The sequence below is a fragment of the Blautia sp. ZXY-1-C6 genome, from assembly GCF_056339875.1.
Map to the genome: position 1 here is coordinate 1 of NZ_JBWJVQ010000179.1, position 15,528 is coordinate 15,528.

11 protein-coding genes and 2 pseudogenes are annotated in these 15,528 nt (G+C 43.5%); 1 reads left to right on the forward strand and 12 read right to left on the reverse strand.

Features of this window, described 5'->3' with window-relative positions; all coding sequences use genetic code 11:
* The 11 genes and pseudogenes from AC075J_RS09795 to AC075J_RS09845 all read right to left on the reverse strand — a co-directional run.
* A partial coding sequence (locus AC075J_RS09795) for a hypothetical protein (RefSeq protein WP_476390277.1) occupies positions 1 to 331 on the reverse strand: 331 nt, incomplete at its 3' end.
* A 133-nt stretch (positions 332 to 464) separates the two neighbouring features.
* Positions 465 to 725 (reverse strand): Txe/YoeB family addiction module toxin, encoded by a 261-nt coding sequence (locus AC075J_RS09800; RefSeq protein ID WP_022380597.1) that lies wholly within the window; start codon positions 723 to 725, stop codon positions 465 to 467.
* Positions 722 to 973, reverse strand: coding sequence for a type II toxin-antitoxin system Phd/YefM family antitoxin (locus AC075J_RS09805; protein ID WP_022380596.1), 252 nt, complete (start codon positions 971 to 973; stop codon positions 722 to 724). Before AC075J_RS09805 ends, AC075J_RS09800 begins: the two co-directional genes overlap by 4 nt.
* 600 nt (positions 974 to 1,573) lie before the next feature.
* Positions 1,574 to 2,799, reverse strand: a pseudogene (gene ilvA / locus AC075J_RS09810) (threonine ammonia-lyase).
* Positions 2,800 to 2,864: 65 nt separating this feature from the next.
* Entirely contained in the window at positions 2,865 to 3,815 is a 951-nt protein-coding gene (ftsY, locus tag AC075J_RS09815) for a signal recognition particle-docking protein FtsY (RefSeq protein WP_118633448.1), read from the reverse strand.
* Between the two features lie 15 nt (positions 3,816 to 3,830).
* Positions 3,831 to 7,391, reverse strand: coding sequence for a chromosome segregation protein SMC (gene smc, locus AC075J_RS09820; protein WP_476390278.1), 3,561 nt, complete (start codon positions 7,389 to 7,391; stop codon positions 3,831 to 3,833).
* 11 nt (positions 7,392 to 7,402) lie between these two features.
* Positions 7,403 to 8,086, reverse strand: a complete 684-nt coding sequence (gene rnc, locus AC075J_RS09825; RefSeq protein WP_008704699.1) for a ribonuclease III — start codon at positions 8,084 to 8,086, stop codon at positions 7,403 to 7,405.
* Positions 8,087 to 8,211: 125 nt separating this feature from the next.
* Positions 8,212 to 8,439 (reverse strand): acyl carrier protein, encoded by a 228-nt coding sequence (acpP, locus tag AC075J_RS09830; RefSeq protein WP_020993747.1) that lies wholly within the window; start codon positions 8,437 to 8,439, stop codon positions 8,212 to 8,214.
* 37 nt (positions 8,440 to 8,476) lie between these two features.
* The gene (plsX, locus tag AC075J_RS09835) at positions 8,477 to 9,514 is read right to left on the reverse strand and encodes a phosphate acyltransferase PlsX (protein ID WP_022380594.1); all 1,038 of its coding nucleotides are present in this window, start codon (positions 9,512 to 9,514) and stop codon (positions 8,477 to 8,479) included.
* A 175-nt stretch (positions 9,515 to 9,689) separates the two neighbouring features.
* The gene (locus AC075J_RS09840; RefSeq protein WP_022380593.1) at positions 9,690 to 11,507 is read right to left on the reverse strand and encodes an ABC-F family ATP-binding cassette domain-containing protein; all 1,818 of its coding nucleotides are present in this window, start codon (positions 11,505 to 11,507) and stop codon (positions 9,690 to 9,692) included.
* A gap of 210 nt (positions 11,508 to 11,717) precedes the next feature.
* Positions 11,718 to 12,530 carry a hypothetical protein gene (locus AC075J_RS09845; RefSeq protein ID WP_008704704.1) on the reverse strand — a complete coding sequence of 271 codons (813 nt, stop codon included), beginning with the start codon at positions 12,528 to 12,530 and terminating at the stop codon, positions 11,718 to 11,720.
* Positions 12,531 to 12,778: 248 nt separating this feature from the next.
* Here AC075J_RS09845 and AC075J_RS09850 point away from each other — a divergent pair, with 248 nt between their 5' ends.
* Complete coding sequence (locus tag AC075J_RS09850) at positions 12,779 to 13,501, forward strand: LytR/AlgR family response regulator transcription factor (RefSeq protein WP_022380592.1); 723 nt, start codon at positions 12,779 to 12,781, stop codon at positions 13,499 to 13,501.
* A gap of 45 nt (positions 13,502 to 13,546) precedes the next feature.
* Here AC075J_RS09850 and AC075J_RS09855 read toward each other — a convergent pair.
* A pseudogene (locus tag AC075J_RS09855) lies at positions 13,547 to 15,452 on the reverse strand (sensor histidine kinase).
* Between the last annotated feature and the right edge of the window lie 76 nt (positions 15,453 to 15,528).

Genomic DNA, 15,528 nt, shown 5'->3' on the forward strand with positions numbered 1-15,528 from the left:
CTGGTAAAAGTATTTTGCTCATAACTAAATAACCAATTTCAATCCATGTCAATATTGCCGGAATTATGAAAATAAATTCTACACTAAAAATTTCAGTATCATGTTTAAACTCATTATACAACGACATAATCGGTAAACAGACAAAAATGTTACATACATAAAGTATTCCAGGTATAGCAAATGATAATATTATTAGTTTAAGCAAATCCAATTCCATATATAATTTTCGATTCCATACAAAAATCAGAAGGCTTCCCGGCAATGCCCCTCCTATTATTGCAGTTAATGTATATCCTATCTTAGAAATCATATATTTTATCAGTTCATCCATTCTATTACCTCCGTATATTTTTATCGCTAATTACTCTATATAGTACAACAATCATACTTTACCTTTTTCGACACCCCCAAAAGCATCTTTGCATCAAAAGAGCCGGAACCTTTTACAGCTCCAGCCTCTCCTTTTAATCTTCATAATGACCTCTACAAGCAATGATCCAAAGAAATCCATTCTCGTCTATGTTGTAAACCAATCTGTTAACATCATCAATCCGCCTGCTCCATGCTTTTCTATGTCTCAATGGCTCCGGCTTTCCGATTCCTTGGGACAAACCCTCTCTCTCGATAGACTTAATAAGTTCATTAATCCGCTTCAAAGTCTTTTTATCTTGTGTCTGCCAGTAAAGATAATCATCCCATGCTCTGTCAGCCCATAACTTTTTCATTCATCTACCTCGATCAGTTCGTGTTCCTGTCCATTGCCTGCTGATAACTGAGCAATTCCTCTGTCTATCATGGCAAGATACTCTGCATTCCGGGCAGCCTTTTCAAGCTGATTATATTTCTCAAGGCTCATGATCACAACATTCTTTTCGCCTTTACGGGTCACAATAACAGTCTCATGGTTATCCGTTGCCTGATCACAATAATCTTTCAAATTGTTTCTGATTGTAGAATAATTTACTGCTAACATAATTTCACCCGCCTTTCACAGTTGTACAATATGTTGTTCTATTTCTTGTACAATTATTTTACTCTATTATTATATGACTGTCAATCTCAAATCATGCAGAAAATACCTGTAATCACATCTATTTTCACCATTTGTCACAAGATTGTCACAGACTCCTACCAATATGCCCGGAAAAGCGCGTATTTACGGCATTCTTTTAAAATTAATATCAAGCATTTTCTCTTGACAAAGTTAATTTATAGCAATTCCATAAATTACCGCTAAATATCCAGCGAAGAAAAACAGTTTGTTTCGTGTGCATTTGCAGGGATCTTAGATATTCTTAGCTGATAAAAATATGCGTTATAAGAAAAATGACACCACTGTCTGAGCCACAGCATGCAACGGAGCGAGTTTGATGGGCATTTTTCTTATGTTTTTAGCATATTTTTAGCAGCTTAGAAGTTCTTAGGCTCCCGAAACCGCACACGAAATGAAACTGTTTTTCTGCGCGTCCCTTTGAGACCTCTAATATAAGTTACAAAAAGCCCTGATATCCATATACTGAACACCAGGGCTCCCATTTCATTTATTTACATAGCAGACACTACTCTGAGACAATCACAGACTAGGACGGATCACCTTCGGTCTGCATCCTGCATCTTCCAGAGCTTTAACAATCTCATTCTTATGATCTGTGCCAAAAGCCTCCAATGTGATCTTAAGTTCCACTGCCGCATTTCTGTTCGTGCTTACAAACTGGTTATGATCCAGCTTGATAACATTGCCCTGCGCCCTGGCGATCACGCTTGCCACACGTACCAGTTCACCCGGCTTATCCGGAATGAGCACAGATACTGTGAAGATTCTGTCTCTCTGGATCAGACCATGCTGAACAACAGAAGACATGGTAATAACATCCATGTTTCCACCGCTTAAGATAGAAACAATCTTCTTTCCCTTCACATCCAGATGACGAAGCGCTGCTACTGTCAGAAGACCGGAATTCTCTACGATCATCTTATGGTTCTCAACCATGTCAAGGAAAGCAACAATCAGTTCATCATCCTCGATAGTGATGATATCGTCCAGATTCTTCTGGATATACGGGAAGATTTTCTTTCCGGGTGTTGTACGGCAGTACCGTCAGCAATCGTATTTACGTGCGGAAGAGTCACAACCTCACCCTTCTTCAGAGAAGCTTTCATGCAGGCAGCCCCTGCCGGTTCCACACCGATGACTTTGATATGTGGATTTAACAGCTTCGCAAGTGTGGAAACACCTGTTGCAAGTCCGCCTCCACCGATCGGAACCAGAATATAATCAACAAGTGGAAGCTCCTGAACGATCTCCATTGCAATGGTACCCTGTCCTGTGGCAACTGCCGGATCATCGAAAGGATGGATAAAGGTATATCCCTCTTTCTCAGCAAGTTCCAATGCATGTGCACATGCCTCATCATATACATCACCATGCAGGATAACCTCTGCACCGTAACTCTTTGTTCTCTCAACCTTGATCAGCGGAGTTGTGGTAGGCATAACGATCACTGCCTTCACACCATATTTATGCGCAGCATAGGCAACACCCTGTGCATGATTTCCGGCGGATGCTGTGATCAGACCTTTATTTCTCTCTTCATCGGAAAGAGTGCTGATCTTATAATAAGCACCACGAACCTTGTATGCACCTGTACGCTGCATATTCTCCGGTTTTAAATAAACCTTATTTCCTGTAAGTTCACTGAAATAGCTGCTCTTGATCAGCTTTGTTTCCTGTGTGACCTGTTTTACGATCTCTGATGCCTGTTCAAAACTCTCTAAAGTAAGCATTGTTTTTTCCTCCATTTTGTCCTAAATGTACTCCCTGAATCTTTTTGTACTTGATTTGACTCCGAAAGTACATCCTAATCTTAAGCGTCCGGGTTTTCTTTATGGTCTACATCAAACAACGCATTTACAAATGCATCTGCATCGAATTTCTGAAGATCGTCAATACTTTCTCCTACGCCAATGTACTTCACCGGAATATCCAGTTCAGACTGGATGGCAACTGCAATACCTCCCTTGGCAGTTCCGTCCAGCTTGGTAAGGATAATACCGCTGACATTTGCGACCTCCGCAAATTGTCTCGCCTGTGCAAGGGCATTCTGTCCGGTGGTACCATCCAGCACTACCAATGTCTCCAGATATGCATCCGGATACTCCCTCTCCAGGATCCTGTAAATCTTACGGAGTTCTTCCATAAGGTTCTTTTTATTATGAAGACGTCCTGCTGTATCGCAGAGAAGTACGTCTGCATTTCTTGCTTTGGCTGCAGCCACCGCATCATAGATAACAGATGCAGGATCTGCTCCCGCCTGTCCGCCGATGATCTCCACACCTGCACGGTTCGCCCACTCAGTAAGCTGCTCTCCTGCTGCTGCACGGAAAGTATCGGCTGCTGCAAGGATAACCTTCTTGCCCTGGTCTTTTAATTTTCCTGCAAGCTTTCCTACTGAAGTGGTTTTTCCGACACCATTGACACCGATCACCAAGACTACGGATTTGCGGTTCTCAAATTCATACTCTGTGCTGTCCACACGCATCTGATCCTTGATCTCATTGATCAGAAGCTGTTTACATTCCATCGGTTCCTTAATATGACGTTCGGAAACCTCTTTCTTTAAATTCTCAATAATAGAAGTGGTCGCATTGATCCCGATATCACCCATGATCAGAATCTCTTCCAGCTCTTCATAAAAATCTTCATCAATACTGGAAAAACCACTGAAAATACTGTCAAATCCGGCTACGATGTTGTCTCTGGTCTTTGCCAGTCCACTGACTAATCGTTTAAAAAAACCTTTCTTTTCTTCTGCCATGTGAAACTCCTCCTGTTACTGGGTAAGCTGATTCTCCACCAGATCGACGGAAACCAGTGTGGATACCCCTTTTTCCTGCATGGTAATACCATAAAGCCGGTCTGCGGCGTTCATAGTTCCACGTCTATGGGTTATTATAATAAATTGTGTGTTTTTCGTCAACTTCTGTAAATATCCGGCAAATCGCCCAACATTGGAATCGTCCAGCGCTGCCTCGATCTCATCCAGCAGACAAAACGGTGACGGCTTCAGATTCTGGATCGCGAAAAGAAGTGCGATAGCTGTCAGAGCTTTTTCCCCACCGGAAAGCTGCATCATATTCTGCAGTTTCTTTCCCGGCGGCTGGGAAATGATCTTAATTCCTGCCTCCAGGATATCTGCCTCTTCATCCAGCTCCAGAGTTCCTTTTCCGCCTCCGAACAATTCCTTAAATGCCTTGTCAAATTCCTTCTGGATCTCGCCGAATTTCTCAGAAAACTGTTTCCGCATTCCCTCATCCAGCTCCTGAATGATCTGTTCCAGAGTTTTCTCCGCTGTGACCAGATCCTCATACTGGCCGGACAGAAAGGTGTGTCTTTCCAGAAGTTCCTTATAATCCTCAATAGCATTTACATTTACAGGTCCCAGCTTTCTGATATCATCTTTAATCTGAGCTGCCTGTCGCTTCATCTGCGAAAGATCAGTAAGTTCCTCTTTTCTGTAGGAAACGGCATTATTGGGAGTGATCTCATACTCGGACCACATATAGGCAATCCGCTCTTCCCTGTTCTCCTCCAGCTTGTCCATCTGTCCCTGCAGACGGTAACATTCCTTATCCAGAAGTCCGATCTGACCGGACAGATAATCTCTTTTCTCAAAAAAATCTTTATGCTGAGAAGTTCTGCTCTCTTTCTCCTTCTGCAGATTTTTCAGCTGCATCTGTGCCTGTTCTTCATGAAAGACAGACTCTTCCGACTCTTTTTTCAGCTGAGTGATCATCTCCTGCTTCTTTTCCATCTCTTCACTGCTGTGAGCAAGAGACTGATAAATATCCTCTTTCTCAGTCATAAAAGCTGTGATTTCTGCTTTCAGACGGCTCAGGTTTTCCTGGTCAAATTTCTCTTTCTGTTCAAGAGCGGATGACTGAAGACGGATTTCTTCTAACTCCCGGGTGATTTTCTTCTCTTCTTCTTTCCATTCATCCAGTTCTGACTGCTTTGCCTCAATAAAACTCTCCAGTTCTTTCTCATCCTGCTTTGAATTCTCCAGTTCCCTGGCAATCCGGTCATGATCCTGCCGGATTTCCATGACCTGGCGTTTGATCTCTGCCTGATCTCTGTTGATCTGCGCATATCCGCTTCGGATCTCCTCAGCTTTCTTTTCCTGCTGTTTGATATTCATTCTGGCAGTATTCTGTTCTATATATTTCTGACGGAGTTTTTCCTGAAATCCTGCAATGGCATCACGAAGCCTGTTTCTCTGATTTTTATTTTCCTCAACAGCATTCTGCATTTCAGTCAGATTCTGCTTCAGCTGATTTACTTTTGTTTCCAGTTCCTCTATTTCACGCCGTCTTCCAAGCAGATTGCTGTTGTTTCTGAAGGCACCGCCGGTCATGGAACCTCCCGGGCTTAAGGATTCACCCTCTGTTGTGACCATTCTCAGACTGTGTCTGTATTTTTTTCCTATTGCAATGGCATGATCAATGTTATCAACTACCAGCACTCTTCCAAGAAGGAATTTCGTGATCTGCTGATACTGAGAAGCTACGGACACCAGTTCGCTGGCAATCCCCACAACGCCCGGCTCTTTCAGTGCTTCTTTCGGTGTAAACTCACCTCTGGGACTTATGCTGCTCATGGGAAGAAAGGTCGCACGTCCATAACGATTCTTTTTCAGAAATTCGATCATGGTTTTGGCAGTCTGCTCATTATCTGTAACAATATTCTGAATGCTCCCACCAAGAGCTGTCTCGATAGCGATCTCATAATCTTTGTTTACCTGGATCAGATCTGCGACAACACCCTGGATTCCCGGAACACGTTCTTTTTGTTCCATAACTCTCCGGATACTGTTTCCGTATCCATCATAGCGCTCCGCGATATTTCTGAGAGAATCCAGCCGGGATGCCTCTCTGTGATAGGCTGTCTGTTCTACTTCCAACTTTGTGTTCTGTTCCTTCAGCTTTTCCTGAATCTTCATCACACTCAGATTCAGATGTTCACATTCCTCATTGGCATTTTCAATCTGGGATGTAATCTCATCATACTGTTTCCGGGCTGTAGTCAGAATGGTCTGCTGTTCTTCCTCTTCACTCTTCAGTCTGAGAATACGCTGGCTGATCTCTGCCTTACGGATTTCTGCCTGTTCCATCATTGCATCAAATCTCTGGGCTTTACCCTTGACATTGGCGCGGCTGTTCAAAATTTCAATAATCTCATTTTTGCCATTCTCCACTTCGAGAGTACAGGCTTCCATATTCTCCTGCGCTGTCCTTAATTTCTCTTCTTCCTCAGAAAGTTTCTTACGGACAGCCTTTAACTGTGCATAAATATCCGTTTTTTCTTCTTCAAGTTTCTTCTTTGAATCTGTTCTTACTGAAAGTTCAGCCTCAATAGTCTGGATACGTCCCTTATAATGCTCTTCATTCTGTGCCCCTGCCAGTATCTGCTCATTTAATACATTGATCTGGCCTTCCAGCTGTTGTTTACGGATTGCCTGCTCCTGACCGGAAATGCGAAGTGCATCCATTTTGGAATTTAAATCTTCCAGTTCCTGTTCCAGACGTTCATATTCCACCTTGGTCCGGTCATAGGAACTCTGGGTATCCTTCAGCTGATTCTGCGCAATTATGTTCTTCTCTTCCAGTTCCTTGAGTTCTTTGGCTGCAGCAGCATACTCCATCAGGAACATATTCACATCCAGTTCCTTAAGCGTCTCTCTTTTGGAAAGATAAACTCTTGCTGTCTCTGACTGTTTCTCCAGTGGTTCCAGCTGTCTGGTAAGCTCCGAGAGGATATCTGTCACTCTGACCAGGTTCTGGCGTTCTTCCTCCAGTTTTTTGATCGTGGTATTCTTTCTTCTCTTAAATTTAACAATACCTGCTGCCTCATCAAAAAGCTCTCTTCTCTCTTCCGGTTTACCGCTTAGGATCCTGTCGATCTGTCCCTGTCCGATAATGGAATATCCTTCTTTACCGATACCTGTATCATAAAACATCTCATTGATATCTTTCAGTCTGCAGGCACTTCCGTTGATCTTATATTCACTCTCTCCTGAACGGTAAAGCCTTCTGGTAACCGTAACCTCGTTAAAATCAACCGGAAGCTTATGGTCTGAATTATCCAGTGTGATCGCCACCGATGCATAACCCAGGGGTTTTCTTGTCTCTGTACCGGAGAAAATAACATCCTGCATATTTCCTCCTCGCAGAGATCTGGCACTCTGTTCACCCAGCACCCATCTCACCGCATCACCGACATTGCTCTTTCCACTTCCGTTCGGACCTACAATACCGGTGATCCCGTTATGAAATTCAAAATTGATCTTCTGGGCGAAAGACTTAAATCCCTGTACCTCTATATTCTTTAAATACATAATTCTCCTGTTTATTTTCTGAGTACACGAATCGCCTGGTATGCTGCGGCCTGTTCTGCTGCTTTCTTTGTATGACCGCTTCCCTGTCCCATCACTTTTCCGTTTACTCTTGCCTCCACAGTAAAGTTTTTGTTATGATCCGGGCCTTCTTCTTTTGTCAGAATATATTCCACCGGCTGTGTTCCGTTTTCCTGCACGATTTCCTGCAGGATGGTCTTGCTATCATAAAAGAGCTGTTTATGTTCAATATCATTCAGGATAAAATTCAGCACAAACTCCTTTGCATTAGCAAAACCACCATCCAGATAGATAGCTCCCAATAAAGCCTCTGTTGCATCAGAGACGATAGAATCCCTGTTTCTTCCGCCGGTCATATCCTCTCCCTTTCCAAGCAACAGAAACTGCGGCAGTCCGAATTCTCTTGCACAATAGGCAAGGCTTGGCTCACACACCAGGCTGGCTCTCTTCTTTGTCAGCTCTCCCTCCGGTATCTGGGTAAATCTTGCATACAGATAATCACTGCTGATCAGCTCCAGCACAGCATCTCCCAGAAACTCCAGTCTCTCATTGCTGCCCAGCTTCCCCAACTTCTTCTCATTTGCATAGGAACTGTGAGTCAGTGCCTGTGTAAGATAATGTTTATTTTTAAAATGATATCCTATGATTTCTTCTAATTCTTCTGTCTTTCTATTCATTCCTCTAACCCTCTCCATATGCGCAGGGCTGTCATCTGACAACCCTGCGACATCATTTTTTGTAACTGCTCAGTGTGCCTGTATTATGCTCCTGTCAAATTTCAGACTGCCGGACAGTTACATTTTTATTTAATTGTCCGAATTGCTTCAACAGCATCACCGACTGTCTGAATCTGTTCGACAGATTCATTATCCAGCTCAATGTCATACTCCTCTTCAATCCCCATAATAATCTGAAAAATATCAAGAGAGTCTGCACCAAGATCATCTACAAATGTAGTGTCTTCTGTGATCGAATCTGCATCAATATTCAGAACCTCTGCTATGATAGCTTTTATTTTCTCCAGTTCCATCTTCAACCCTCCTTCCTGTTTCTGTTCCTGTCCTGCTCTATTCTGCTCCGGACTTCAGTAATTCCTGATCCTCCAGGATACGCTCTGCGATCTTCTCGTTGATCTTCTCCTGTTTAAACTGTACACACTGGAAAATACCATGTTTGATCTCAATGGCTTTGGCACTCCCATGCGTCTTTACCACAAGTCCTTTAAGCCCCAGAAGCGGTGCTCCGCCATATTCCGTTGCATCAAAGGATTTCAGAGTTTCTTTCAGTGCAGGCTTTACCAGAAGTGCACCGATCTTACTTCTTGTGCTGGTCATCATTCCTTCTTTGATCTTCTGGACCAGGGCAGAACCAACTCCCTCATATAATTTAAGGATCACATTTCCCACAAATGCTTCGCATACGACCACATCCGCATATCCTGCCGGGATATCTCTGGCTTCTATACTTCCGATGAAATTAATGCTTTTGCATTCTTTCAGAAGGGGGAAAGTTTCTTTTACAAGTGCATTTCCCTTCTCCTCTTCCGCCCCGTTATTTACGATGGCAACTCTTGGATTCTTAATGCCGACTACATTCTCCATATAAATAGAACCCATCTTCGCAAACTGTACCAGATGTGATGGACGTGCATCCACATTGGCACCGCAGTCTATCAGAAGGGAAACTCCCTTTGTGGTAGGGATCAACGGTGCAAGAGGCGGTCTCTCCACGCCTTTACTTCTGCCTACCAGCACCTGTCCTCCAACAAGAACCGCACCTGTACTTCCTGATGAAATAAAGGCATCTGCTTCCTGTTTCTTAACCATATTCAAACCTACTACGATTGATGAATCTTTTTTCTTACGGATTGCAAAAACCGGAGGCTCTGCTGTCTCGATCACCTGGGATGCATTGACAACCTGGATCTGGTTCTTCGGATATCCGGAGTATTTCGCCAGTTCCTTATCTATCACTTCCTGTTTTCCTGTAAGAATTACTTTTATGTCCTGTCTCTCTGTTACAGCTTCCACTGCAGCCTTGACAGGTTCTGCCGGGGCATTATCCCCGCCCATTGCGTCCACTACAACTCTGACCTGTTCTGCCATATCTTCATATCTCCTGTTCACTTACTGTTCACTCACAGATGTCAGAATCAAAAGATATTTTCTGTCACTGACCCGGCATCCGCAAATTGCCCCGCTGCAAAGCAGCTCCTGCAATCTTCCATAATCTGTATCATACTAAAGAACCCTCTGCAAAGTCAATAGCATCTGAAAAAAATCACTTTTCACTTTTTTGTGCCTCGATTCGCTCCGCCAGATCATTCAGATAAACCCACCTGTCCATCTTCTCATCCAAATCTGCCTGTGCCTTCTCCTTCTGTTCCATGATCTCACGAAGCTTCACAGAATTGGTGGCATTGGCCTCCATATCCTTATCCAGCTTCTCCAGCAGTTCCTCCAGCGCTGCAATATCATCATCGATGGTTTCAAATTCCCTCTGCTCTTTATAGGTAAATTTCAGCTTCTGGGGACGATTCTGCTTCCAGTCTGCCTGAGCCGACTTCTTCTTTTCCGCGCCAACTGCAGTGCTCTGTCCTTCAGATACTGCCCCGCCTTTTCTCGCCAGCGCCTCTGTATAATCCGTATATCCGCCCTCATACTGGGTCAGATGTCCATTCCCCTCAAAAGCAAAAATCCTGTCCACAATATTATCCAGAAAATACCTGTCATGAGACACTGCGATCACAATCCCTGCAAAAGAAGCCAGATAATCCTCCAGAATGGTCAGTGTAGGAATATCCAGATCATTACTTGGCTCATCCAGAAGAAGCACATTCGGCGCCTCCATCAGAACCCTCAGCAGATACAGACGCCTCTTCTCACCACCTGACAATTTGGCAATGGGTGCATACTGCATGGCAGAATCAAAAAGAAACCTCTCCAGCATCATTGTTGCGGAAATCTTCCCGTCTCTGGTCGGAATATACTCTGCCACGTCGCGGATATAATCGATCACACGCTGATTGGTATCCATATCCGGCACTTCCTGTGCAAAATACCCTATGCGAATGGTTTCTCCAATTTCCACTTCTCCTGCATCCGGCTGTATCATCCCATCAATAATCTTGATGAGTGTTGACTTTCCGCACCCATTAGGACCAATAATCCCAAGACGCTGATTGCGCAGCACAATATAATTAAAATCATCCAGGATCTTCTTCTCACCAAAACTCTTGCTGATATGGTGAAGTTCGATTGTCTTCTTTCCCATACGTGTCTCAACAGAATCCAGCTCCACATTCGCATCACGCACCGGAGCTTTTCCGTTCTTCAGTGCCTCCAGGCGTTCCAGACGTGCCCGCTGCTTGGTACTTCTGGCTCTGCATCCACGCTTTGCCCACTCCAGTTCCATGCGGAGTACGCTCTGTCTCTTCCTCTCACTGGCAAGCTCCATCTCCTCACGCTCTGCCTTCAGTTCCAGAAACTTCGAGTAATTAGCCTCATAAGCATAAAGGCCGCCATGGGAAATCTCCAGAATCTTATTAGTAACCCTGTCGAGAAAATATCTGTCATGAGTAACCATAATCACAACGCCCTTAAAACTTCTCAGAAAGTCCTCTAGCCAGGTCACCATCTCATTATCCAGATGGTTGGTAGGCTCGTCCAGAAGCAGCACATCACAGGGATTCACCAGAGTCCTTGCCAGTGCCACCCTTTTCTTCTGTCCCCCGGATAAATGATCGATCTTCTCCTCATGGTCTGTAATTCCCAGCTTATTCAGAACATTCCTTGCCTCGCTCTCAGTACTCCAGTCCTTCTGCCACTTTCCTTCTGCCACATAATCCAGGACAGAAGCTCCCTGCGGAAACTCCGGCATCTGCGGAAGATACGTGATTCTCAGGCCATTTTGAGTGATCACCTGCCCCTCATCCGGCTCCTCCAGACCGCCGATGATCTTCAGAATCGTAGACTTCCCGGTCCCATTAATCCCGATGATCCCAATCTTATCTCCCTGATGCACCCCGTAGGAAACATCATCCAGCACCACCTTCTCACCAAACACCTTGGAAACATGCTCTATATTCAAAATATTCATAAATTCAAACCTCTCTCGTAATTTTCGCTTCCTGTCTGTTTCTGCTCACCTGTAACACTTCCACAAAAACTATAGAATTCGCTCCTTATTATACCATCTTCCCAGCCATTCTAAAACCCCCGGCACAGAAAAAACACTCCCCTCCGAATAAATCTATCCGAAGAGGAGTATCCTCAAAATCACATATTTTTGTTCCTGAAAAAGAATTGCTTAGTTCATCTCAGTTCCATTCTCAACTGCATACTTCAGTCCCTGCACAGCAACCGCCAGCGTAGCTTCCTCTACAGTAGCGCTTCCAAGATCACCCATATCCAGTGTCAGTGTATCATCATCATTCACTGCCACGCCAAAAGTAAGTGCCATCTCAGAAACTTCATCAGTAATCGTCACAGTACCGTTCTCTTCATCAAAAGTACCTTCGCCAACAAAGCTTACATAGTTATCATCCTGATCGATCACAAGTACTGAGCAGAAAGTTCCATCCTCATTAGCTGCATAAATAAAAGTCTCACCCGCTTCTGTTTCGCCGGAATAACACTCTGTCAGGATATCACCCATATCCTGATAAGTCTGATTGTAATCCGACTCATCACCGTCTGCCTCATAAGGCTCCAGGGTTGCAGTCAAGTCCAGACTGTCCGGATCATAAAGTTCCAGAAGATTCTCTTCCTCATTTGCCTGCACCAGATAAGTTACCATATTTTCATCATCATACGTGCCGTCGTCATTTGCGAACTGCATTACCAGAGCTGTATATTCTCCGTCTGAACTCAGAGCATATACACCAAGAACATCCTGCTCTTCATCCTTCCACTGGCCAAAAAACGAATTATCTTTGTAGAATCCGTAGATATCTCCTGCGCTGTCCTTCCAGAGTCCTAACATTGCCTCTGATACATCCGCGACATCTCCGTCATCTGCTGCTTCTTCTGTAGTCTCCTCTGCTGCCCATACCGGAACAACCATAGAGCTTACCATTGCAGCAGCACAAAGACCTGCCATTATTTTTTTCCAGTTTTTCATATTTTTTTACCATCCTTTCTTAAAATGTGTGTACATATTTCTAAACTGAATTTCTATGTTCTTACTATAAAAAATTTCAGTCTTATTTTCAAGATACATGGGATTAAATGACATTTTTCATGAAATATGGAAAAATGAATAAATACTTATGGTATTACTTGCTTTCAGTAAGGAATCCGTACTTGAATAACTCATGAAAATACGCTAAAATACAAATTATGTTTAAGTTAATTTAGGAGGTACTCCTTTTGAATATTGCAATCCTTGACGATTCAAAGGAAGATCTGCGTCAGGTAAAATCTGTCATTTCTTCTTATTATGAATCCCAGAATACATCCGCAGACATCCATTTGTATTCCAGCGCAGAAGCTTTTTTTACTAAATACATACCCGGATTTTACGACCTGATCATTATGGATATTTATATGGGCAGTATGACCGGTATGGATGCAGCCAGAAAGCTCCGCGAAGCCAGGGATACAACTGCTCTGATTTTTATTTCAAGCAGTGATTCCTTTGCTGTGGAAAGCTATGATGTACAGGCATCCTACTATCTGCTGAAGCCCTTTGACCCGGAGAAGCTTTGCCGGATTCTCTCAACAATCCAGTTCAGACAGTCACAGAACTCCAGATATATAGAACTGATCTCTGACCGTACCCCTGTAAAGATCCCTGTCAGGAGCATCCTGTACGTGGATACCTACCGCAATGCAGTTCAGGTACATACCACAGATGCAGGCATTATACGCTCCTACATAACCTTCCAGAAATTCGAAGAGCTTCTGGAGGGAATGAAATGTTTTCTCTCCTGTTACAGAGGCTGTATCGTAAATATGGATCACATCGAGAAATCCACAGATGAAGGCTTTGTTATGGACAATCAGGAGCTTGTTACTGTACGCAAGCGTGGCTCCAACGCAATAAAAAAAGCATATCTGGAATACTTATTCTCTTCAGACTCTGATAAATAAGTATTTCCGATATGCCTCTTCCCCCTCCGGGCAGTAACTATTTATTTACTGTACTGTTTTCACCGGCAGAAAGATATTTACTTTAAAAATACCCTCTTCTGTATTAAAAACTACATATCCGCCCATTCGTTGTACCACTTCTGCTACAGACGCTGTTCCGATTCCAAAGCCTTCATGCTTTGTTCGAATAAAAAACTTTTTCTCTTCGCTGGATTTCATTGGAATATGGATTTGAAATCTCTATCAGAAGCTTCTTGTTCTTAACCTTTGTAAGCATCTTTACATAAGGCTTATTTTCCGGCAACAGATCTTTTACTGCATCTACGGCATTTTCCAGAAGATTTCCATATATTTTGCACAGATCTGTATCTGAAATGCCAATATTCTGCGGCAGCATCATATCACATTCAAAAGGAATCCCTTTCTCTCTCAGTTCTCCTGCATAAAAATGGATCACTGCATCTACGGCCATGTTTCTGCAATAACAGATTCGCTTTTCCTCTTCTGTTATAACGGATGCATACTCCTGCAGGTATTCCATCATCTCCTGATATTTTCCCTGCTGGGTGTAAGACATGATGGTGCGCAGATGGTGTCTCATATCATGGCGCATCCTGCTGATCTCATCCACCTTTTCTGTAAGTTCCTCATAATTCTGTTTCTGTATCTGCAGTTTCTGTTCCATCTGACGGCTGTATTCTCTATAGGTAAGCTGAAATCTGTAAGCATTGGCAATCTCCATCCACAGAGTCAGTCCCACACTGGCTACAAGCACTACTGCACCAATTTCCGTAAACCACCCGCCAATGATCGGCTCATATAATCTCCATATCCGGTCTGCTGCCAGAGACGCTGCATAAACAACAATTCCCACTAAAAGTACATTACTGTACTTCTGTTTTATCTCCTTTACACTTCTGAAAAGCAGATAACCGGCTGCTGCCCACTTCAAAATCTCTGTAAGCTTAGAGATCAGATACAGCCCTGTTGCAGACTGGGCTCTGCTGCACAGCATTTCTGCCACAAAAACCATCACTCCGGCTGCTACGGCCACACCTGCAAGAATTTCCGGAATCCTTTCCTCACCTCCCAGGATCTTCTGTTGTACCAGCATAACACCGGCAAACATCAGATAATAGAACAATGCCTCCATTCCATAACAAGGCTGTACTTTTACTGCAACAAAGGAATGCAGGATCGGATAAGAACCATATCCCAGTACACAGATACAAAGCAGGGCAAAAAGTCCAAACTCCACTTTTTTAGTTCGCATATACATATACACTGAAAAAATCAGGACAAAAAATGTAAAAGCCATAAATACCACAGCAATCATAAGTGACAACCCGCGGATAATATTCACTTTAAAAGGAGAAGCCAAAACCGGCACATACTGAATTCCCGATGACACCGAATGTTTGTCTGTCACTGCGATCACAATCTCTGCAGTTTCTTTTCCCTCAAAGGTAAATACCCTGTTCTGAATCTGCTCCTGGTAATTGTCCGGATCCGGATTTCCCATCTGCCCCATCAATTCCCCATTAATATACAGCTTGTAAGCAGAAAAAATCTCTGTCAGGCCAATAGCATATTGTTTTTCTTTTTCAGGAAGCACCAGGGTCATCCGATAGGTACCACTTCCAAAAGGAGATTTATTTTTGTCGCCCATATCCATCCCACCGTACTCGCCAATGGAAACATAACGGCTGTAGTAGTCCTCCTTCTGTTCCTTTATTTCCTGCGGTGTCAGCAATACATCCGGATAATATTCCCATTCCCTGGCAAGATAATGCACAGAATCATCATCAGGCACATAGAGGATTCCCTGAATGGCCTGATCTCCCCTGGCCGTATATTTGTTATCAAAGCGATAAAACAGAAAGAATACGCCCATAGCCAATGCAAATACAGCTGCTATAAGTAGTAATGAATATTTCCAGTTCTTCTTCATTGCTGACACCTCCTTCTGTTTTCAGGTGCTTTGTTTGCCTTTCCACTGTCGCTTATCTGCGTTTTTTACGAATTGC

Bases quoted from the DNA above. Each gene is read 5' to 3' on its own strand.
- ftsY (WP_118633448.1), bottom strand. From the start codon at position 3,815: ATGGCAGAAGAAAAGAAAGGTTTTTTTAAACGATTAGTCAGTGGACTG.
- acpP (WP_020993747.1), bottom strand. From the start codon at position 8,439: ATGGAACTGGAGAAAATAAAAGCTATCATAGCAGAGGTTCTGAATATT.
- rnc (WP_008704699.1), bottom strand. From the start codon at position 8,086: ATGAATAGAAAGACAGAAGAATTAGAAGAAATCATAGGATATCATTTT.
- AC075J_RS09800 (WP_022380597.1), bottom strand. From the start codon at position 725: ATGAAAAAGTTATGGGCTGACAGAGCATGGGATGATTATCTTTACTGG.
- smc (WP_476390278.1), bottom strand. From the start codon at position 7,391: ATGTATTTAAAGAATATAGAGGTACAGGGATTTAAGTCTTTCGCCCAG.
- AC075J_RS09805 (WP_022380596.1), bottom strand. From the start codon at position 973: ATGTTAGCAGTAAATTATTCTACAATCAGAAACAATTTGAAAGATTAT.
- plsX (WP_022380594.1), bottom strand. From the start codon at position 9,514: ATGGCAGAACAGGTCAGAGTTGTAGTGGACGCAATGGGCGGGGATAAT.
- AC075J_RS09845 (WP_008704704.1), bottom strand. From the start codon at position 12,530: ATGAAAAACTGGAAAAAAATAATGGCAGGTCTTTGTGCTGCTGCAATG.
- AC075J_RS09840 (WP_022380593.1), bottom strand. From the start codon at position 11,507: ATGAATATTTTGAATATAGAGCATGTTTCCAAGGTGTTTGGTGAGAAG.